The organism is Winogradskyella ursingii, from assembly GCF_013403975.1.
GTDB classification, from domain to species: Bacteria; Bacteroidota; Bacteroidia; order Flavobacteriales; family Flavobacteriaceae; genus Winogradskyella; species Winogradskyella ursingii.
On record NZ_JABFDH010000001.1, the window covers coordinates 392,636 to 414,952 of the forward strand.

The 22,317-nt window shown below is 36.0% G+C and carries 14 protein-coding genes; 13 read left to right on the top strand and 1 reads right to left on the bottom strand.

All coding sequences use genetic code 11. The features are described 5' to 3' along the window. Window positions 1-36 precede the first annotated feature (36 nt). The 8 genes from HM983_RS01840 (at window position 37) to HM983_RS01875 (ending at window position 15,518) form a co-directional block, all read left to right on the top strand. Window positions 37-2,343: a glycoside hydrolase family 65 protein gene (locus HM983_RS01840; protein ID WP_179343552.1), complete on the top strand. Its 2,307-nt coding sequence runs from the start codon at window positions 37-39 to the stop codon at window positions 2,341-2,343. 10 nt (window positions 2,344-2,353) lie between these two features. Next, window positions 2,354-4,303: a glycoside hydrolase family 13 protein gene (locus HM983_RS01845; protein WP_179343554.1), complete on the top strand. Its 1,950-nt coding sequence runs from the start codon at window positions 2,354-2,356 to the stop codon at window positions 4,301-4,303. After that, complete coding sequence (locus HM983_RS01850) at window positions 4,296-5,249, top strand: alpha/beta hydrolase (protein WP_179343556.1); 954 nt, start codon at window positions 4,296-4,298, stop codon at window positions 5,247-5,249. Before HM983_RS01845 ends, HM983_RS01850 begins: the two co-directional genes overlap by 8 nt. Before the next feature lie 66 nt (window positions 5,250-5,315). Then, a complete protein-coding gene (locus HM983_RS01855; protein WP_179343558.1) occupies window positions 5,316-7,688 on the top strand; it encodes a TIM-barrel domain-containing protein in 2,373 nt (790 codons plus the stop codon). 5 nt (window positions 7,689-7,693) lie between these two features. Beyond that, entirely contained in the window at window positions 7,694-9,109 is a 1,416-nt protein-coding gene (locus tag HM983_RS01860; protein ID WP_179343560.1) for an alpha-amylase family glycosyl hydrolase, read from the top strand. Window positions 9,110-9,159: 50 nt separating this feature from the next. After that, window positions 9,160-10,815, top strand: coding sequence for an alpha-amylase family glycosyl hydrolase (locus HM983_RS01865; protein ID WP_179343562.1), 1,656 nt, complete (start codon window positions 9,160-9,162; stop codon window positions 10,813-10,815). Between the two features lie 109 nt (window positions 10,816-10,924). After that, window positions 10,925-13,042: a glycoside hydrolase family 97 protein gene (locus HM983_RS01870; protein WP_179343564.1), complete on the top strand. Its 2,118-nt coding sequence runs from the start codon at window positions 10,925-10,927 to the stop codon at window positions 13,040-13,042. Between the two features lie 97 nt (window positions 13,043-13,139). Further along, window positions 13,140-15,518, top strand: a complete 2,379-nt coding sequence (locus HM983_RS01875) for a GAF domain-containing protein (RefSeq protein ID WP_179343566.1) — start codon at window positions 13,140-13,142, stop codon at window positions 15,516-15,518. Here HM983_RS01875 and HM983_RS01880 read toward each other — a convergent pair. Further along, window positions 15,508-16,785, bottom strand: coding sequence for a Pycsar system effector family protein (locus tag HM983_RS01880; protein WP_179343568.1), 1,278 nt, complete (start codon window positions 16,783-16,785; stop codon window positions 15,508-15,510). The two genes, HM983_RS01875 and HM983_RS01880, sit on opposite strands and share 11 nt — an antisense overlap. A gap of 182 nt (window positions 16,786-16,967) precedes the next feature. Between HM983_RS01880 and HM983_RS01885 the strand changes: the two genes are divergently transcribed. From HM983_RS01885 to HM983_RS01905, 5 genes are all read left to right on the top strand, one after another. Then, complete coding sequence (locus HM983_RS01885; protein WP_179343570.1) at window positions 16,968-18,530, top strand: protein adenylyltransferase SelO; 1,563 nt, start codon at window positions 16,968-16,970, stop codon at window positions 18,528-18,530. A 71-nt stretch (window positions 18,531-18,601) separates the two neighbouring features. Next, the gene (locus HM983_RS01890; protein WP_179343572.1) at window positions 18,602-18,883 is read left to right on the top strand and encodes a DUF427 domain-containing protein; all 282 of its coding nucleotides are present in this window, start codon (window positions 18,602-18,604) and stop codon (window positions 18,881-18,883) included. Window positions 18,884-18,974: 91 nt separating this feature from the next. Beyond that, window positions 18,975-20,189, top strand: coding sequence for a bifunctional alpha/beta hydrolase/OsmC family protein (locus HM983_RS01895; protein WP_179343574.1), 1,215 nt, complete (start codon window positions 18,975-18,977; stop codon window positions 20,187-20,189). Between the two features lie 9 nt (window positions 20,190-20,198). Then, the gene (egtB, locus tag HM983_RS01900) at window positions 20,199-21,365 is read left to right on the top strand and encodes an ergothioneine biosynthesis protein EgtB (protein ID WP_317166933.1); all 1,167 of its coding nucleotides are present in this window, start codon (window positions 20,199-20,201) and stop codon (window positions 21,363-21,365) included. A gap of 1 nt (window position 21,366) precedes the next feature. Continuing rightward, a complete protein-coding gene (locus HM983_RS01905; protein WP_179343576.1) occupies window positions 21,367-22,308 on the top strand; it encodes an L-histidine N(alpha)-methyltransferase in 942 nt (313 codons plus the stop codon). Window positions 22,309-22,317: the final 9 nt, after the last annotated feature.

Genomic DNA, 22,317 nt, shown 5'->3' on the forward strand with positions numbered 1-22,317 from the left:
TAAATGTCGGTATAGACATTCAAAAAAAATAAATCAATGAATCTAGATTACATCAAACCAAATAATTGGTCAATCATAGAAGAAGGATTCGATCCAAAAAAAGTAAAAGCGTCTGAAAGTATTTTCAGCATCGGTAATGGTGCCATGGGCCAACGAGCCAATTTTGAGGAAAAATATTCCGGCCCAACATTTCAGGGCAGCTATATAGCAGGTGTTTATTATCCAGATAAAACACGAGTCGGCTGGTGGAAAAACGGCTATCCAGAATATTTCGCTAAAGTATTAAATGCACCCAATTGGATAGGCATTAATGTATTTGTAAACGATGAGGCTTTAGACTTAAACGCTTGCAAATCGGTTAAAAAATTTAAAAGAGAACTCAATATGAAAGAAGGCTGGCTCTGCCGAAGTTTTGTAGCCAAACTTCAAAATAATATCGATATAGAGGTTAAGGTAGTTCGTTTTTTAAGCTTAAAAATAGACGAATTGGGAGCCATTGAATATTCCATAAAACCAATAAACGCTAGTGCGTCCATAACTTTTGAACCATATTTGGATAGTAGTATCACCAACGAGGATACCAATTGGGACGATAAGTTTTGGGATACCACCAAGGTAAGCCATGAAAACAATCAGGCGTTCATTCAGGCAAAAACCATGAAAACTAATTTTTACACTTGTACCTTCATGGAATCACAAGTGTTTATCGATGGTAAATCCGTAATTATTGAACCCAATATTAAAGCAGATGCCACAAATGCATCTTTTAGCTATAACTATAATGTTAAGGAAAACGAAACCTACACCATCCATAAATTCGGTGGTTACACGGTTGATAGGAATCATAATAGAAGCGAATTAGTTTCAGCGGCAAAATCCGTTTTGAAAAAAGCGACTGATAAAGGATTTGATGCTTTGCTCGAAGACCAAAAAAACGAATGGGCAAAAATTTGGGATATGGCAGACATCACAATTGAAGGCGATGTAAAAGCCCAACAAGGTATCCGTTTCAATATTTTTCATCTAAATCAAACCTATCTGGGCACCGACCCAAGATTAAACATTGGGCCAAAAGGTTTCACGGGCGAGAAATACGGTGGGAGCACCTATTGGGATACAGAGGCCTATTGCATCCCATTTTATATGGCAACTAAAGACCAAAGTGTTGCAAGAAACTTGTTAACTTACAGATATAGACACCTCGAAAAAGCCATAGAAAATGCCGAGAAATTAGGCTTTAAAAATGGAGCGGCTTTGTACCCAATGGTCACGATGAATGGTGAGGAAAGCCACAACGAATGGGAAATTACCTTTGAGGAAATCCATAGAAACGGAGCCATTGCCTTTGCTATATATAATTATTACCGTTACACAGGCGACTTTAGTTACATTCCAGAAATGGGACTTGAAGTATTAATTGGTATCGCCCGTTTTTGGCATCAGCGTGCCAATCTTTCAACCCAAAAAAACAAATATGTTATTCTTGGGGTCACAGGACCAAACGAATATGAAAATAATGTAAACAATAACTGGTACACCAACTACATTGCCAAGTGGTGCATCGATTATGCTGTTGAGTGTATATATAAGGTAAAAGATGGATATGAAGAAGAATTTGCCAGAATCAAAGGCAAAACAAAAATCTCGCATGAGGAAATTGCACTTTGGAAAAAAGTAGCGGATAACATGTATTTCCCGTATTCTGAAGAACACCAGGTGTACCTTCAACAAGATGGTTTTTTAGATAAAGAATTGATTACGGTTGCGGATTTACCAAAATCGCAACGACCAATTAATCAAAAGTGGAGTTGGGATAGAATCCTGCGTTCGCCCTACATTAAACAAGCCGACACACTTCAAGGATTTTACTTTTTTGAAGATCATTTTACAGATAAAGAATTAGAAAAACATTTTGACTTTTACGAACCATTCACCGTCCATGAGAGTTCACTTTCTCCTTGTGTACATAGTATCCAAGCAGCAAAATTAGACAGAATGGATCAAGCCTACACATTCTATTTAAGAACGTCACGATTGGATTTGGACGACTATAATCATGAAGTGCACGAAGGCTTGCATATTACCTCAATGGCAGGCACATGGATGAGTATTGTTGAAGGTTTTGGCGGCATGCGCATTAAAAATGATATGCTCACATTTGAGCCAAAAATCCCAGACCAGTGGGAGGGTTTTTCATTCAAAGTGAATTTTAGAAATCAGATTTTGAGGGTCAATGTTTGTCAAGATCATACGCATTTTGAGCTCGATGGCAATCAAGATTTAGAAATTGAAGTAAATGGAAATTTAATAACCATCTCGCCAAATAATATGGTAACCGTTTAATATATTTATTATGAGACTATTCCGATTTTTAATTAGCGCAACAATTATTGCTTTTATGATGTCCTGTAATTCAAATAAAGAAGAAAAACAAAAAACAGGACCACAGGAAGTTGTTAAGGTAAAATCGGATATAGACAAAATTGAGCCACCACATTGGTGGACGGGTTTTAAAAACGAGAAACTTCAGCTTTTAGTAAAACACCCAAATATAGGTAGCGCAACACCAGAAATTTCATATTCAGGAGTAGCGTTAGAGAAAGTTCATAAAGCAGACAGTCCCAACTATTTGTTTTTGGATTTAAGTATTTCTGATGAAGCTGAAGCTGGAAAATTCAATATAAAATTCAAACTTGAAGATGGTTCAGAATTATTTCAAACATATGAATTAAAAGAAAGAAAAAAACCGTCGGATGAGTACGTTGGTTTTAATAGTTCGGACGCTATTTATCTCATTACACCAGACCGTTTCGCCAACGGAGACCTATCAAACGATGCATTCGATAATTTGAATGAAAAGACTATAAACCGAAGTGAAGACTATGCGAGACACGGAGGCGATATCGCAGGTATCACAAATAATTTGGATTATATAGATAATATGGGTTTTACAGCCATTTGGCCAGGACCTTTATTAATAAATGATATGGCTACCGGTTCTTACCATGGCTATGCAATGACCGATTTTTATAAGGTAGATCCAAGATTCGGGACACTGGAAGAGTATAAAAAACTCGCCCAAGAAATGCAGAATAGAGACATGAAGCTCATTATGGATCAAGTAGCCAACCATTCTGGTTTAGAGCATTGGTGGATGAAAGATTTACCGTTTAAGGATTGGGTAAATTTCCAAGAACACTACGAAAACAATAAAACTGATTGGAACTGGGAAACCGTTAAAACATCCAACCATAAAAGAACGGTTAATCAAGATTTATACGCTTCTGCAGAAGATAAAAAGAATCTATCGGACGGATGGTTTGTAGATAGCATGCCTGATTTAAATCAGCGTAATCCATATATGGCAAATTACATAATTCAAAACAGTATTTGGTGGATTGAAACATTGCAATTAGGAGGCATTCGTCAAGACACGTATCCATATCCTGATAAGGATTTTATGAACGATTGGACAGGTGCTATTATGGAAGAATATCCAAATTTCAATATTGTTGGCGAAGAGTGGAGTTACAATCCTGCGCTCGTTGCCTATTGGCAAAAGGGCCATAAAAATAGTGATGGGTACGAGTCCAATTTACGCTCAACCATGGATTTTCCAATGCAAGGATTAATCATTGAGGGACTAAAGGAAAAAGATTCATGGGACAAAGGCTTAATTAAGATTTACGAAGGTTTGGCAAACGATTTTGTCTATGCCAATCCACAGGATTTAATGGTGTTTCCGGACAATCATGATATGAGCCGAATCTTTACGCAACTAGATGGGAATTTGACCAACACTAAAATGGCACTGAGTTATTTATTGGTACTACCTAGAATTCCACAAATCTATTATGGCACCGAAATCTTAATGGACGATTTTGAAAAACCAGGTGACCATGGTCTAATCCGAACAGATTTTCCTGGCGGATGGGAAGGAGATGCCGTTAATGCTTTTACAGGCGAAGGCTTAACAGAAGATCAAAAAGAAATGCAGCCGTTTTTGAAAAAATTGCTGAATTATAGAAAAGACAGTAAAGCGATACATTCAGGTAAAACCATTCATTTTGGTCCTGAAAATGGTGTTTATTTGTTAGCACGACAAAATGAAAATGAAACGGTTGTTCATATTATAAACAAGAATGAAGAGCCATACGAATTGAACCTTGAACGTTTTGAAGAATTAGGACTCAACGGAAAAACAGTAAAAAATATAATCACCGGCAAAACCTTTACTTGGGACGAAAATTTAATTTTTGATGAGGCAGGAAGTACAATTCTAACAACAAAAACCGATGATTAAAAAGCACCTTTTTTTTACAATACTTGCCATTTCAATTTTGAGCTTTTTTTCATTTCAAATAGAAAAGAATATTGAATTCAAACTAGTTGAAAATGCTGTATTGGCAAGCGGAACTTTATATCGCGTAGACAGTTTTCCTTCAAAATATATAAAACCAAGACCTGTAGATGTTTGGTTGCCAGAAGACTATTCCAAAGAGAAAAAGTATAGTGTATTATATATGCACGATGGGCAAATGTTGTTTGATAGCACTGCAACTTGGAACAAACAAGAATGGAAAGTGGATGAATGGGCTTCAAAACTAATGAAGCAAGATAAAACAAGAAATTTTATTGTTGTCGCCATTCATAATATTGCAGCTATACGTTGGCAGGATTTATTTCCTCAAAAAGCTTTTGAACTTTTAGAGAAATCAATTCAAGAAAGTCTTTTGGAAGAAGCTGTTAATGCAAATTTCGATACAGAATTTAATGGTAATAACTATTTAAGATTTTTAGTACAAGAATTGAAACCAATAATTGATAAACAATATTCAGTGCACAATGATGCAGCAAATACTTTCGTAGCAGGTTCAAGCATGGGAGGATTAATGTCCATGTATGCAGTTTCGGAATACCCGGAAACTTTTGGTGGTGCGGCATGTTTATCCACGCATTGGCCAGGAGCGGCACCAAAAAAAGACAACCCAATACCAAACGCCATTTTCGATTACATGAAAGCAAATTTACCAGAAGCTGGAAGTCACAAATTGTATTTCGATTATGGCAACAAAACTCTTGATGAGCACTATCCACAATATGCTTCCAGAGTAGATGAAATCTTAGAAGCCAAGGGTTACACAAATCAAGATTCTAAAAATATATTTTTTGAAGGCACAGACCATTCAGAAAAATCGTGGCAAAAACGTTTAGACCAACCGTTATTGTTTTTGCTCGGTAAAGACTAGATTAATAGCGCTAAGACCTTGCTTTTCATAAATATCTGAATTGTGAGGTCTTTTTAAAATTTACGAATGAAATATTTCATAACCATCATATCAGTTCTATTACTAAGCATTTCCACAAATGCCCAAAATCCCAATCGATTATACGAGTCGCATAATGATGAGAATGGGATTTTTTCAGTTAACACAAATGATGGGAAATATATGTTTCAGTATTATTCTGAAGATATAATCGAAACAACTTTTATCCCAAAAGATGAACAACTTATTAAAGGCTCTCACGCAGTTGTTCTAAAACCAAGTAAAGTCAACACCAATTATAGCTATGAGGGTAACAACATCACATACGGAAGTGAGGGCCTTTCAGTAACAATTACAACACAGCCATTCCAAATTTCATACAACTACAAAGACGAAAAAATCATTTCTGAAAAAGCAGGCTACGCAAAGAACGATAGTCTGGAAACCATAGAATTCAACCTCACAAAAGATGAAGTTCTGTACGGAGGTGGAGCAAGGGCTTTGGGAATGAACCGCAGAGGCAACCGTCTGCAACTTTACAACAGAGCGCATTACGGTTACGAAACCCGAAGTGAACTAATGAATTACACCATGCCAATTGTAATGTCATCAAAACAATACATGATTCATTTTGACAACGCACCAATCGGTTTTTTAGATTTAGACAGCAAAGGAGATAATACGTTGAAATACGAAACTATTTCTGGCCGTAAAACTTATCAAATTATTGTTGGAGATTCGTGGTACGACTTAGTTGACAATTATACTGCATTAACAGGAAAGCAACCTATGCTACCACGTTGGGCATTAGGAAATTTTTCAAGCCGTTTTGGTTACCATTCGCAAAAAGAAACGGTTGAAACCATTGAAAAATTTAGAGAAGAAAACATTCCGGTAGACGCGATTATTCTTGATTTATATTGGTTCGGAAAAGATATACAAGGCACAATGGGTAATCTGGCTTTTGATAGAGATTCGTTTCCAAATCCTAAAAAGATGATTAAGGATTTACAGTCCAAAAATGTCGAAACCATTCTCATTACAGAACCATTTATGTTGACAACTTCAGACCGTTGGGATGAAGCCGTTGAAAAAGATATTTTGGCAAAAGATTCCATTAGAAACCCAGCTAAGTACGATTTCTATTTCGGTAATACAGGCATCATTGATATCTATTCTGAAAAGGGAAATCAATGGTTCAAAAATATCTATAAAGACTTGGCTGAAATGGGAGTAAATGGCTTTTGGGGCGATTTGGGAGAGCCGGAAGTGTTGCCATCTTGGGTCAACTTTTCAAACGGTACAGCAGATGAGATTCATAATATTTACGGCCACGATTGGGCAAAACTGGTTTACGAAGCCAGTTTGGAGGTGAACCCAAATCAAAGACCATTTATTTTGATGCGAGCAGGTTATTCCGGTTCGCAACGTTTTGGGATGGTGCCATGGTCTGGCGACGTTAACCGAACTTGGGGAGGATTGCAATCCCAACCAGAAATTGCTTTACAAATGGGCATGCAAGGTTTGGCATATATGCACTCAGACTTAGGTGGTTTTGCAGGTGCAAATCTTGACGATGAGCTTTACTCACGTTGGTTGCAGTACGGTGTTTTCAACCCAATTTTTAGACCTCACGCTCAGGAAGACGTACCAAGCGAACCTATTTTTAGAAGTGAAAAAGCAAAAGCATTGGCTAAAAAAGCGATTGAGCTGCGTTACAAATTATTGCCATACAATTACAATATGGTGTATGAGAATAACCAAACAGGCAAACCGTTAATGCGGCCTCTTTTTTTCGAAGAAGCGGACAATTCGCAGTTATACAACTATTCAAAAACTTATTTATGGGGAAATGACATTTTGGTTTCACCAGTTTTGGAAGCTGGTAAAAAAGAACAAGAGATGTACTTTCCAAAAGGTTCAAACTGGTTCAATTTTTATACGGATAAAAAGGTTGAAGGTGGACAAACAAAAACCGTCCAGTTAAACGAGGAAAATATTCCGACTTACATTCGAGGTGGTGCATTTATCCCGATGGCCCAATTAGTGCAATCAACTTCAAAATATGACTTTAACACTATTGAAATTCACCATTATTTTGACGATCACTTAACTACCAGCGAAGGGTTTGTTTATAATGATAAAGGGACATTGTTGCAGGCTTTCAACAAATCACAATACGAGTATTATCAATTCAAAAGCCAATTTAAGGACAGGAATCTTAATATCAAAAGTGCTGCAACTCATAGTTTGGAGGATGTCGAAAAGTCCGATTTTAGGATGATTATTCACCATGCGAGAGTGCCAAAATATGTAAAAGTCAATGGCAAAAAAGTGGATTTCAACTATAACGGAAATAAAAAGCTCTTAGAATTTAGATTTGGTAGAAATTCAGAAATAAAAATAAAATTTAAAAAATAACAACCATGAAAAAATCAATCGTATTCATTTTTGCTTTGGCATTTTTGGTAGCCTGTAAAAATGAAAATAATGTAGCGACCGAAACCAATATTGAAACCCAAAATGAATTTCAGCCTATCTCAAATGAAGACATGGAAACCGCTGTGATTTACGAAGCGAACATTCGTCAATACTCACCGGAAGGTACGTTTGAAGAATTTACCAAGGACATTCCACAATTAAGGGATTTAGGAGTAAAAGTGATTTGGCTGATGCCAGTATTTCCAATATCGGAAACTAAACGAAAAGCAACAGGTGGAACGGATAGCAAATTTGCATCCGAATTTCCAGAAGAGGAGCAATCTAAATATTTAGGTAGTTACTACGCAGTTACGGATTTTACCAAAATCAATCCAGAATTCGGAACAAAAGAAGATTTTAGGGAATTGGTGAAAACAGCTCACGATAATGGAATTTATGTCATATTGGATTGGGTGCCTAACCATACAGGCTGGGACCACGAATGGTTAAAAAGCAATCCGGAATATTACACACAAAATGAAAACGGAGAAGTGATACATCCAAAAGATACGGATTGGACGGACGTTGCAGATTTAAATTACGACAACCAGGACATGAGAACGGAAATGATAGAAGATATGACCTATTGGCTTACCGAAGAAGGCGTAGATGGTTTTAGATGTGATGTTGCAGGTTCAGTTCCGCATGACTTTTGGGAGCAGGCCATTCCGCAGTTAAGAGATAAAAAAGACATATTTATGTTGGCTGAAGCTTGGGAGCCAGAGTTGTTAGACGGCAATTTATTTGATATGGCATACGCATGGGATGGACACCATCTTTTAAATGCTATGGCAAAAGGTGAAAAAACCGTTGAAGATTTTGATGCATATATCGAGAAGATTTCAGAAGATTATGACGAAGACGATATCCTTATGAATTTCGTAACCAACCACGACGAAAATTCATGGAATGGTACCATAAAAGAGCGAATGGGAGACGCTTCAGAATTAATGACGGCTTTGAGTTTTATGATGAAAGGCATGCCGTTAATATACTCAGGTCAGGAATACGATTTAGACCATAGATTACTGTTTTTTGAAAAGGATTCTTTTCCACACAATAAAGGTGAAACTTGGAAAATGCTTGAAAAACTAGGAACTCTTAAAAATAACAATCCAGCTTTAAACGGTGGAAAAAATCCAGCTTCATATAAACGATTGGAATCAGAAAAGAACATCTTAAAATTTGAACGCTCAAAAGACGGAGAGACCATTTTGTTTGTGGGCAATGTTTCGGACCAACCTAAAAAAATCACAATGCAAAAGGGAACATTCAAAAATTATATGAATGGTGAAACTGTGGAATTTAGTGGTGATGCGGTTGAACTTCAACCTTGGGAATTTAAAATATTAATCAAATAAATCCAAGACCTAGCAGGTTTTTCAAACCTTGCAGGTCTGGTCAAAAAATAATGAAAAAACTAATCACATTAATTATAATTTTAGCTTGCTTCGGCTGTAAATATAATACAGAGAATAAAACAGAGCCGCAAAAAGAAACGCCATTCTTTTGGGAAGCTGCCAACCTCTATTTTTTATTGACGGACCGTTTTAATAATGGAGACCCATCCAATGACGTCAATTTCAACAGAACTAAAGAAACAGGAAAATTGCGTGGTTTTGAAGGAGGTGACATCAAAGGCATCACACAAAAAGTAAAAGAAGGCTATTTTACGGATTTGGGCATTAATGCCATTTGGATGACACCAATCGTGGAGCAAATTCACGGAGGAACTGATGAAGGAACTGGAGTTACTTACGGTTTTCACGGCTATTGGGCAAAGGATTGGACAAAGATTGATCCTAATTTTGGTACCAAACAAGAGTTGCACGAACTTGTCGAAGCTGCTCACGAAAAAGGAATACGGATTGTGTTAGATGCAGTCATCAATCACACAGGTCCAGTCACCGAAAAAGACCCAGTTTGGCCAGAAAGTTGGGTGCGTACTTCGCCACAATGCCAGTACAATAATTATGAAAATACGGTAACCTGTACACTCGTAAAAAATCTTCCAGACATTAAAACCGAGAGCAACGAGAATGTAGAGCTGCCACCACAATTAGTCGAAAAATGGAAAGCCGAAGGCAGATACGAACAAGAATTAAAAGAACTCGATGCATACTTTGAACGTACAGGTCATCCACGTGCACCACGCTTCTACATTATGAAATGGCTCACGGATTATATTACGGAATTTGGTGTGGACGGTTACCGAGTAGACACCGTAAAACATACGGAAGAATTTGTTTGGCAGGAGTTTAAAGATCAGTGCGATTATGCGTTTTCAGAGTACAAAAGGAACAATCCAGTACAAGTTTTGGATAATAATGAGTTTTACCTTGTTGGTGAAGTTTATAATTACGGAATTTCAGCAGGAAAAGCATTCGATTTTGGCGATAGAAAAGTTAACTATTTTGACGATGCTTTCAATAGTCTGATTAATTTTGAGCTAAAGTATAATGCAGCGCAACAATCTAAAAATGAAGTGTTCAGTAGATATTCTGATACGTTGCAAACCAATCTAAAAGGTTATGGCATTATGAATTACTTAAGTTCGCATGACGATGGACAGCCATTTGACCCAATGCGAGAACAACCAATGGAATCGGCAACTATCTTAATGTTAACACCAGGAACTTCGCAAGTCTATTACGGTGATGAAAGTGCACGGATTTTAAAAGTGGAAGGAGCCGTTGGAGATGCTAATTTACGCTCATTCATGAATTGGGAAGCCATTAATGATAATCCTGAAACTAAAGCGATCTTAACACATTGGCAAAAACTAGGGAAATTTAGAGCAAATCACCCTGCAATTGGAGCAGGAGTCCACCAGATGATTACAGAGCAACCTTATACGTTTTATCGCAGTTATCAAAAAGGTGATTTTAAAGATTTGGTGGTCATTGGTCTTGATTTGGAAAAAGGCAAAAAGCCCATCGATGTATCTAAAGTTTTTGAGGATGGAGACAATATTCTTGATGCATACTCAGGTAAAACAGTTAATGTAGAAAGTGGAAAAGTAGTTATTGACTCAGAATTTAATATTGTCCTTTTAGAACGACAGTAAAATTTATGGAAACCTGCCAGGTTTTTAAAACCTGGCAGATCTGAAAGTATTTTACATTATCCTATAAGGTTTTTAAAATCTCGTAGGTATTGAAATTTAAATTACATCTATGAAAAAATCATTTTTATCAATCTGCATCATTTTCTTATTTTTAAATTCTTGTGAGAAAGAGAACGAAGCAATTTTAGAAATTGCTTCGCCAAATGCAGCAATAAAAGTCAACTTCAATCTCAGTGATGAAGGTCAACCATTTTACAATGTAAAATTCAACAATAAAACAATAATTGATACATCGTATTTAGGTTTTGACTTTATAGAAGCTGAATCACTTTCAAAAAACTTTAAAATAATAAATACTTCTACATCAGAATTCAATGAAACCTGGCAAATGCCCTGGGGCGAACAAATTGAAGTTGTAAATCACTATAACGAATTAAATGTTGAGTTAGAAGAAACAACAGAAGCCAAACGAAGGCTAAGTATCGTATTCAAAGTTTACGATGATGGAATAGGATTCAGATATGAATTTCCAGAACAAGAGAACTGGAAGGAATTTCTAATTAAAAATGAAAATACAGAGTTCAACCTTACCGAAGATTATAAAACCTTTTGGATTCCTGGCGATTGGGATATTTATGAGCATTTATATAATACAACAAAACTCTCGGAAATCGATGCCTTGCAATATGCTAATCACAAAAATTTAGCACAGACTTATATACCAGAAAATGCTGTAAATACACCAGTTACAATGGTGGGAGAAGACGGTACACATTTAAGTTTTCATGAAGCTGCGTTGGTGGATTATTCAGGTATGACCTTAAAAGTTGATACTGAAAGTTTAAATCTGAAAAGCAATCTCGTTGGCTCTGAAAATACAGCATACAAAGTAAAGCGAAGTCTGCCGTTCCACACGCCTTGGCGCACCATTCAAATTACAGACAATGCACCAGATTTAATTGAATCGAAACTTATTGTTAATCTCAATGAACCCAACAAACTTGGAGATGTATCCTGGTTTACACCAATGAAATATACTGGCGTTTGGTGGGAAATGCACTTGGGAAAATCCTCTTGGGATTATGGTATGACTCAAGATATGAATACCTGGACAGACCCAGGGAAATCTAATGGTACTCACGGAGCAACAACCGAAAACGTAAAAAATTTCATTGACTTTTCAGCAAAAAACAATATTGGAGGTGTTTTGGTAGAAGGTTGGAATACTGGTTGGGAACATTGGATTGGATTTGAAGACCGTGAAGGTGTATTTGATTTTGTAACGCCATATCCAGATTATGACATAAATGAGATTGTGCGTTATGCTAAAGAAAAAGGAGTCGAAATCATCATGCACCACGAAACGTCCGCAGCAACAGAAACTTACGAAAAGCAACTGGATACAGCCTATGCATTGATGCAGAAATACGGTATGCATAGTGTAAAGTCTGGCTATGTTGGTAAAATTCTTCCTAAAGGTGAATACCATCATGGCCAATATATGGTGAACCACTACAACAATGCAGCTATAAAAGCCGCTAAATACGAAGTTGCTGTGAACGCCCATGAGCCTATTAAGGCAACGGGATTAAGACGAACATATCCAAATATTATTTCGCGCGAAGGCCTTAGAGGTCAGGAATTCAATGCTTGGGCAAGCGATGGCGGCAATCCTCCAGAGCATTTACCAATTGTAGCGTTTACACGCATGCTTTCTGGACCAATAGATTATACGCCTGGTATTTTTAATATTAAGTTCGATGAATACAAAAAAGAGAATCAGGTGAATACTACAATTGCACAGCAGTTAGCACTTTACGTAGTCATTTATTCGCCTATACAGATGGCAGCAGATTTGGTAGAGCATTATGAAGCAAATCCTGAGCCGCTACAGTTTATTAAAGACGTTGGTGTAGATTGGCAAGAAACCAAAGTGCTTAATGGAAAAGTTGGCGATTATGTTACTATCGCAAGAAAAGAACGCGAAACAGACAATTGGTTTGTGGGAGGAATAACAGATGAAAATTCAAGGATCATTGAATTAACGTTCGAGTTTTTGGATGACAACCAAAATTATGAAGCCATTATTTATAGGGATGGTGACACTGCGCATTGGGACAAAAACCCATTAGATTTAAAAATTGAAAAAATGAAAATCAACAAGGAGAGCAAATTAAGTATAAAATTGACCGAAGGTGGTGGTTTTGCCATGAGTTTAATGAAGTGATAATTTTACTTTATACTTTACCAGGCATCATGTAAGATTTGTTGCTCTTTACCGACTGTTATAATATTCGTAACTTTGAATAAAACAAGTGTTGGCTGTGGATGTAAACGACAATCTCGAATCACCTTTTCATATTAAGATCAGTTTCAATAAATTATTGAATCAATATGATGAGCTAATAAGTAACGATGATGATTTTATCGCTGCCAATGCACGACGTGTTTTAAAAATAGCCGAAAATCATCCAACTCTAAGAAAAGGGTTCAGTGATCTGAGCCTTATCGATAAGTATAACTTAGAAATACAGGGAATTCTTCAAGATGCATTTAACCCTTTATTGACAAAGAATGAAATAAAGGCCGCGTCCGTTCCTTTTCATGATGTGCTTTTTAACATGTCTGACCGTTTTAAAACTATTGTCGAAACCGCAGGTGAAGATTTTGAACTCAAAATAAAAAATATGCCTACGGATGATATTTACATTGTGGCATGCACTATAATTTTGAGTTTGTGTTACGATTTTCAAATTAATTTTAAACGTCCTTTTTTATATGAAATTCCTGATGCCAATGGCATCATGCGTTATTATAAAATTCTTTATAATGCAGATTTTATTGAAATCACACCAAACGAAAATGCTGTAAAAATTACAGATAAAGACGTGGATGAATTGCTTGATAATTTCGAGAATATCGATCTGTGGAAAGAAAAATTTCCACCAAACAGTTACGATTTCAAAGGCTTTGTGATTTCTAACATTTTTGACGTCACAGACGACCAGTCCATTTCTAATATAAAATCCAGCTTAATTGGCAGCGACAAAAGAAAAGACGAAGGTTTTATGGAAGGTTTTCATGAGATATTTAGGTCGCTATTTGGTCTCAAAGATATTCAAGTAGGTTTTTCCATTTACAATAAAGAACACGATAAATTTGAAAGGGTCTATGGTGTTGGCACAAACAGTTTTTTGCTAGATGAACGAGAAACTGCAAATTGCTCTGATGCACTTTGTGAGTGGTCTTACAATAAGTTGCTTAAGGAAAAGGAATACTTTTCTGTCTCCGATGTTGATGCAATATATAAGAGCGGAAAAGAGTGCGTGCCACACATAAAAGTTCTTCATTCCCAAGGTATAAAAAGTGCCATTTTTGCACCTATTGCTAATGAAGAGGGGTTAATGGGAATTTTAGAAATAGTTTCTAAAAAATCAAAGGTTTTAAATAGCGTTATTGCTAATAAATTGGTCGATGTAATGCCATTTATAGTTTCTGCTGTAGAACGTTCTAAATCGGAAGAAGAAAATCTTATTGAAGCTATAATTCAAAAAGAGTGTACGGCAATTCATCCAAGTGTGCACTGGAAGTTTGTTGAGGAAGCTAAACGCTATATCAAAACTCAAATGGATATTGGCGAACCACCTACTTTTAGAAAAATTGCTTTTGAAGATGTATATCCTTTGTTTGGTCAAATTGACGTAAAAGGCTCTTCGGAAGCACGAAATTCAGCCACTAAAAAAGACTTAGCGCTACAACTATCACTGGCAGGAAAAATTTTGGATACGATTACGGATCTGCAGCAAATGCCAATTTATGAACAGGTAAAATTTCAGATTTCAGCTTATGCTTCGGATATAAAAAATAATTTTCAGGTCGACAGCGAGCACGATATTACTGAATTTTTGAAGAATGATGTAAAACCCATTTTAAAGCTTATTGCAAAATCCCATTCTTCTGCATTAGCAGATATTGAAGATTATTTCAATAAAATTGATACGGAATTAGGCGTCATCTATTTTTATAGAAAGCATTATGATGATACGGTAAAATTAATAAATACGAACATGTCTTCTATGTTAGACGAAAAGCAGACTGAAGCTCAAAAAATGTATCCACATTTTTTTGAACGTTTTAAAACAGATGGTGTAGAACATAACATGTACATTGGTGAGACGATCACCAAAGAGGATAACTTTAATCCGATATATCTTTATAATCTGCGGTTATGGCAATTGCAGGTTATGTGTGAAATGGAAAATGCTTATTATCAAAACCAACACGAATATCCAATTGCTTTAGATGTAGCCTCAATGGTCTTGGTTTTTAACCAGCCATTATCTATCAGGTTTAGGATGGACGAAAAACGCTTTGATGTAGATGGTACTTACAATGCGAGATATGAGGTCGTAAAAAAACGTGTGGATAAAGCCTTTATTAAAGGCACGGAAGAGCGCATTACGGATAAAGGTAAACTAACCATTGTGTATTCACAAAAGGAGGACGAGGAAGAGTATTTGAGATATATTAAATTTTTACAATCTAAGCATATTCTCGATGAGAATATAGAGTTTTTAGTACTGGAAGACCTGCAAGGGGTAACTGGTCTCAAAGCTTTGAGAATTGGTGTGCTGTACCACAAGGATAAAGACAATAAAAAATTCTATACATATAAGGATTTAATGCAAACCATTACATCCTAAAAACTAAATTTTCATCTTCAAATTCATCGAAAACTGAAGATGTGGTCGCTGGTAGCTCATCTTTTAAAACATCTTCAAGCTCGGCATCATTTGTTTTTAATGCTACAGCAAAATATATGACAGAAACTATAATGCCAGTCATAAAAACGGTATAAGTAATTCTTAAAATTCTGTATTTGCGTTCAAGCACTACTCCCAAAAAATAAAGGTCTTTTGTAAGAGAACTATAAACATAATCTTTGTCTTTAAGTAATTCTTCAATAGCCCATTCAAAATCTTCCAATTTCATTTTATGAAAGTTTCCAAAAAATGTAAGGTTCACAGATTTATTGGCCACGTCTTCTTTGGTAAATTCTCCCGAAGTTACATTTGGTCGTGTTGCTATTATGGACATAATCATGGAAATAACACAGAACAATGTGAATATGGCCGTAGGATATATTAAATAGGCGTTGGTGTCTAATTTAGAAATTAAATTTGCCAATACCAATGAAATAATAATTGCGTTTACGGATAATAGGATGTTGGCTTTTGTATCTGCAATATCACTCAGTTTTATGTGGTTTCTTAAAGCCACGCGATAAAAAGTTTGGATACCGCGCTCAGGGCTTTCGTTTTTATATTGAGCTTTGTATTTGGCCTTTATTTCTTCTTTTTTATATTTCTTTTTTTGCTTCTTCTTAGCTTTCATCAGTTTGGCAAGATTTTTTTCTTTTTGGGATTGCCAAGCTTTTAAAGGGTAATCCGTATAGAACTGATGAGTTTTAGCTAGTACTCTAATGTTTTCGTTTCGCCATTCGGTCGGTGTGAAGGTGGCTCTGCCTTGAAGCTCTAATTCCTTTCTTAAAAACTCACTGGCTTCTTCAAAGTAATCTTTTCCAAAATGTGAAGCATCTGCATCTTTCAGTATTTTTTCAAGTTGATTTTTTGGCTCTGCATCAAACTTTGTAGCCATAATACAATCTGAAACTGCTTTTATGATTTTTTCGTCAGCATCTTGCTCTTTCAAAAATTCAGTGGCGATTTTAACACTTTCTTTTTCATGATCCTCCCAACCTTTAACATATCCCACATCATGCAATAGAGCCGATAATTCTAATATAAGAATTTCGTCATCGCTCAAATCTGAGTTTTCAATAATTTCCCTTGTGCTTCTTAATACACGTTCTGTGTGGGTGTAATTATGATAGATGTATGAATTTGATAGTTTATCCTTAAACAATTCAAATACAAATTCTTGAGTATTTTCAACAAGCTTTTTAGCCATGGGTTTTGATAGTTTTTAATCAATGTGAAATTACGAAAAATATAAGACTTAACATTTCCTTTAGCATATGAGTTACAATGAAATCGTATTTTTATAATTATTACATAAATTGTGAATTAACTTGCTTGTAACAGTAGATTAAATGAACATTTTCGTTAAAAAAGTGAATCTAAACACTTGAAATGAAACTCAATATAAACGATACTTTTAACAAAGAACTACCTTCTGATCCTGAGCTTAGCAATGAAAGGCGACAGGTTGCGCAGGCCACGCATTCTTACGTGGAGCCAGTCGTGCCAACTCACCCAAAACTTATTCATTTTAGTAATGAGATGGTAGAGGCTATTGGTCTGACTGAAGAAGAAGCTAAGTCAAAAGAGTTCCTAGAGATTTTTTCAGGCTCAAAGATTTACCCTCAAACCAGACCCTACGCTATGGCTTATGCAGGTCATCAGTTCGGTAATTGGGCAGGACAATTGGGTGATGGTCGTGCTATTAACTTATTTGAAGTAAAACACAACAAAAAGCGTTGGTCCCTGCAACTCAAAGGTTCTGGAGAAACGCCATATTCGCGACAAGGCGATGGTCTGGCAGTTCTAAGATCTTCTATTAGAGAATATTTATGCAGCGAGGCCATGCACCATTTAGGTGTGCCGACAACACGTGCCTTAAGTTTAATGCTATCTGGAGACGATGTGTTAAGAGATATTTTGTACGATGGAAATCCTGCTTATGAAAAAGGGGCCATCGTTTGTAGAGTTGCACCGAGCTTTATTAGATTTGGTAATTTTGAGTTGTTCGCGGCCAGAAACGATACAAAAAATTTAAAAAAATTAACCGATTACACGATAAAACATTTTTATCCTCATTTAGATGGAGCTACAAAGGAAACATACATCAAATTTTTTAAAGAAGTTGCCGACAGAACACTTGAAATGGTTGTGCATTGGCAGCGTGTAGGATTTGTGCATGGGGTTATGAATACAGATAATATGTCTATTTTAGGATTGACCATAGATTATGGACCATACGGATGGCTTGAAGGGTTTGATTTTGGGTGGACTCCAAATACCACCGATAAACAGAATAAACGTTACAGATTCGGAAATCAACCCAATATAGGACTTTGGAATCTGTTGCAATTAGCCAACGCACTCTTTCCATTGGTTGAAGATGCCGAACCATTTGAAAAATTATTGAATGCCTACGGAAGTAATTTTGAAAAGCAATCACTAGAAATGATGCATTCTAAATTGGGACTAAAAATTGTGTCAGAAGAAAATGGGAAACTTTTTGCCGATTTAGAAGAAAATTTGGTAGCTACCGAAACTGACATGACTATCTTTTTCAGATTATTATCTAATTTGAAAAAGGGACAACCCGACAAAAGTCTGGAGACTGTAGCAAAAGCATTTTACAACCCAAATGAGATTAATTCAGAAATAGAGGAAAGATGGAAAGTTTGGTTTAAGGCTTACGACTTAAAATTACAGGAAGAAAATGATAAAGACGATACTCGTAAAGCCTCAATGAATGCAGTGAATCCTAAATATGTACTGAGAAATTATATGGCTCAACTCGCCATAGATAAAGCAGATATGGGTGATTATGAATTAATAGACGAATTATTTAATCTTTTGAAAAGGCCATACGATGAACAACCCGAAAACGAAAAATGGTTTGCCAAAAGACCAGAATGGGCAAGACACAAAGTGGGCTGTTCAATGTTGTCCTGCAGTTCGTAAATAAATTAATAATAAAGACCTTTTTGGTGGCTGAAATTATCGAAGCCAAAAGGTCATAAAAACAAATAAAAATGAAAGCAATTTGGAATAATGTAGTTATAGCAGAAAGTGATGATACCGTCGTAGTAGAAGGAAATCATTACTTTCCTATAGGGAGTATTAACGACGAATTTTTTAAACCGAGCGATTCTTCTTCCGTTTGCCAGTGGAAAGGTACCGCATCTTACTACACCATTAAAGTTGGTGATAAAGAAAATATTGATGCTGCTTGGTACTATCTCAATCCGTCAGAAGAGGCCATGGAAATTGAAAACAGAATTGCGTTTTGGAAAGGCGTTGAGGTTGTAGAATAAATAATCAATTTATGTTAGTTGCTCTTATATCTATTAGGTATTATTAATCTGGTAGTTGTTAATTAGTGGACTTAAAATTTAACAAGTTATAATGAAGTCTCAAAAACTTAAAATCGAAAACAGAAAAGGTTTAGTATTAAATGCCTATTTGGAATTGCCAGCCAACCAAAAGCCTAATTACTACGCTATTTTTGCACATTGCTTTACATGCAGCAGCAATCTTAATGCTGTAAAGCATGTTAGCAGAGCCTTAACCAACGACGGTTTTGCAGTTGTGCGTTTTGATTTTACAGGTTTGGGACGAAGTGAAGGCGAATTTTCAGACAGTCATTTTTCAGCAAATGTTGAGGATTTATTAGATGTTCACGCTTATATATCAGAACATTATTACTCACCGACCCTATTGGTCGGTCATTCATTGGGAGGCGCAGCGGTTTTGGTTGCGGCATCAAAATTGAAAGAGGTAAAAGCAGTTGCAACAGTTGGTGCGCCATCGACCGTGGACCATGTTAAGCACTTGTTTTCTCATCAAATTAATGAGATTGACGATCAGGAAGTTGAGGTAAATATTGGTGGCAGGCCTTTTGTAATTAATAATGATTTTGTAAAAGAATTTGACAATACGGACTTGCCAAAAATAGTCAAAGAACTAAGAAAGCCATTACTCATTATGCATTCCCCTTTTGATAAAATTGTGGGAATAGAAAATGCGAAGGAATTATATCTGCAAGCGCACCATCCTAAAAGTTTTGTCACATTAGATGATGCCGACCATTTATTAACTGATGAAAAAGACAGTAAATATGTAGGTGAAGTCATTGGCACTTGGGCAAAGCGCTATTTCCCGAAAGAAGAGAACGTTATGCTCGATACAGAGGGAGAACAATTAGTAGGACATCTCAATATTAAGGAGGACAATTTCACAACTACAATTCAAACTAAAAACCACACTTTTATCGCAGATGAACCTAAAAGTGTTGGAGGAGAGGATTTTGGGCCGTCGCCATACGAATATCTCAATGCAGCTTTGGCAGCTTGCACTGTAATGACACTTAAACTATATGCAGAGCGTAAAAAATGGGATTTAGAAGAAGTCTTTGTCTATATTTCACATTCTAGAAAACATAGCGAAGACTTAAAAGTAAAAACAGGGAAATCTAAATATTTAGACCACATAAATAAGAAATTAAAGTTTGTTGGTGATTTAACTACCGAGCAAAAGGAACGTCTAAAAGAGATTGCTTCTCGATGTCCAGTACATAAAACTATTGCCAGTGAAGTTGTTTTCGATACACAAATCATATAAATTTAAACAGTGCAAACTATAATAAAACCATCAGTAACAAAAGAACAGTTCTTGGAAGTCCGCCATAAAACGGAGACCATTTGCAGTTCTTTAAAACCAGAGGATACATCTATACAGCCAGTTGAATTTGTCTCACCACCAAAATGGCATTTGGCGCATACAACATGGTTTTTTGAGCAATTTGTTTTAACCAAATTTAATAAGGATTACGAAGTTTTTCATGAGGATTATGCCTATTATTTTAACAGTTATTACAACAACGCAGGTGACCGAGTGATTAGGAGTAATCGAGGATTGATGACAAGACCAACTCTAGGTGACGTATTTGAATACAGGAATTATGTCAATGAGGCTTTGGGCGAATTTCTTTCAAACGAAATTACAAATGAAGCTATCGAGATTGTTCAAATTGGACTTCAACATGAGCAACAGCATCAAGAACTTTTAATTTATGACATTAAATATATTTTTGGTAATCAACCGTCGTTTCCAACGTTGGATTATCAAATAGGCTTAGATGAGGGGGTATCCGAACATGAATTTATAGATATCTCTGAGGGTATTTATGAAATAGGCCATAAAAATGAAGATTTTTGTTTTGATAATGAATTGGGTCGCCACAAAGTTTACCTTCAAGATTTTCAGATCTCTAACCGATTGGTCACTAATGGTGAGTTTCAGAAATTTATTGACGCAGGCGGTTATCAAGACTTCAATTTTTGGCACGCAGAAGGTTGGGATTTTGTGCAGGAACATAATCTTGAGGCGCCACAATACTGGCATAAAAATCGAGGTAAATGGATGCAATATACGCTCAATGGTTTTGTAGAAGTGAATAAACTCTTACCTGTAAACCATATTAGCTTCTACGAAGCTTTTGCCTATGCGCAATGGAAAGATATGAGATTGCCAACTGAGTTTGAGTGGGAAGTCGCATCGTCTAATTTAAACTATGGACAATTATGGGAATGGACTAATAGTGCTTATTTACAATACCCAAATTACAAAAAGGTAGAAGGTGCGTTAGGTGAATACAATGGTAAATTCATGGTTAACCAAATGGTGTTGAGAGGTGGATCTATTGCCACAGCAGACGGTCATTGCAGACCAACTTACAGAAACTTTTTTCATCCTGAGATGCGTTGGTTGTTTTCAGGCATTAGATTAGCAAAATAATATGAACAATACTTTTGCACAAGATGTGCTAGACGGTCTCACGGCCAATAATAAATACCTTTCTTCCAAGTATTTTTACGATGACAATGGAAGTCGCATTTTTCAGGAAATAATGAAGATGCCTGAGTATTATCTCACGGATGCTGAATTTGAAATTCTGTCCATGCAATCCAAACAAATTGTTGAGGCACTTAATTTTTCTGGACCTTTCAACATTATTGAGCTAGGTGCTGGTGACGGTTTTAAAACCTTTAAACTTCTGGAGTTTTTGGTGAGCAATGATGTGGATTTCTATTATGTCCCAATTGACATCTCACAGGAGGCAATGCACATATTAGTGAATCGTTTGAAAGAACGGCTTCCAGATTTAAAAATTGACCCACAAGTAGGTGATTATTTTGAAGTCTTAAAAACTAATAGAAATAGTGCTTATCCAAGCTTACTTCTATTTTTAGGAGGTAATATAGGTAATTATTTAGAAGAAGATGTTGAAGAGCTTCTTGGGCTGTTCCATGAAAATATGAAGTCCAATGATAAACTTTTAATAGGCTTCGACTTGAAGAAAAATCCTATTATAATTCAAAATGCCTACTACGATATCCATGGTATAACTAAACGTTTCAACTTAAATTTATTGTTAAGGATCAATCGAGAATTGGATGCCGATTTTAAAATAGATGATTTTGACTTTTATTGCCATTACGATCCTCAAACGGGAAATGTAAAGAGTTATATCGTAAGCCTAAAAAAACAATCAGTAAATATAAAATCCTTAAATAAAACAATAAATTTTGATTACAATGAATTGATTTGGACAGAGTTATCGAAAAAATATAGTTTGGACGAAATCAGTAACTTAGCAAAATCGTCTAAATTCAACTTAAATACCAATTTTCTAGATTGTAAGCATTATTTTACAGATAGCCTTTGGACTAAAGACTAATCCAAAATA

Excerpts from the sequence above, each read along its gene's own strand:
- HM983_RS01840 (WP_179343552.1), top strand. The coding sequence starts at position 37 with ATGAATCTAGATTACATCAAACCAAATAATTGGTCAATCATAGAAGAA.
- HM983_RS01845 (WP_179343554.1), top strand. The coding sequence starts at position 2,354 with ATGAGACTATTCCGATTTTTAATTAGCGCAACAATTATTGCTTTTATG.
- HM983_RS01850 (WP_179343556.1), top strand. The coding sequence starts at position 4,296 with ATGATTAAAAAGCACCTTTTTTTTACAATACTTGCCATTTCAATTTTG.
- HM983_RS01855 (WP_179343558.1), top strand. The coding sequence starts at position 5,316 with ATGAAATATTTCATAACCATCATATCAGTTCTATTACTAAGCATTTCC.
- HM983_RS01860 (WP_179343560.1), top strand. The coding sequence starts at position 7,694 with ATGAAAAAATCAATCGTATTCATTTTTGCTTTGGCATTTTTGGTAGCC.
- HM983_RS01865 (WP_179343562.1), top strand. The coding sequence starts at position 9,160 with ATGAAAAAACTAATCACATTAATTATAATTTTAGCTTGCTTCGGCTGT.
- HM983_RS01870 (WP_179343564.1), top strand. The coding sequence starts at position 10,925 with ATGAAAAAATCATTTTTATCAATCTGCATCATTTTCTTATTTTTAAAT.
- HM983_RS01880 (WP_179343568.1), bottom strand. The coding sequence starts at position 16,785 with ATGGCTAAAAAGCTTGTTGAAAATACTCAAGAATTTGTATTTGAATTG.
- HM983_RS01885 (WP_179343570.1), top strand. The coding sequence starts at position 16,968 with ATGAAACTCAATATAAACGATACTTTTAACAAAGAACTACCTTCTGAT.
- HM983_RS01890 (WP_179343572.1), top strand. The coding sequence starts at position 18,602 with ATGAAAGCAATTTGGAATAATGTAGTTATAGCAGAAAGTGATGATACC.
- HM983_RS01895 (WP_179343574.1), top strand. The coding sequence starts at position 18,975 with ATGAAGTCTCAAAAACTTAAAATCGAAAACAGAAAAGGTTTAGTATTA.
- HM983_RS01905 (WP_179343576.1), top strand. The coding sequence starts at position 21,367 with ATGAACAATACTTTTGCACAAGATGTGCTAGACGGTCTCACGGCCAAT.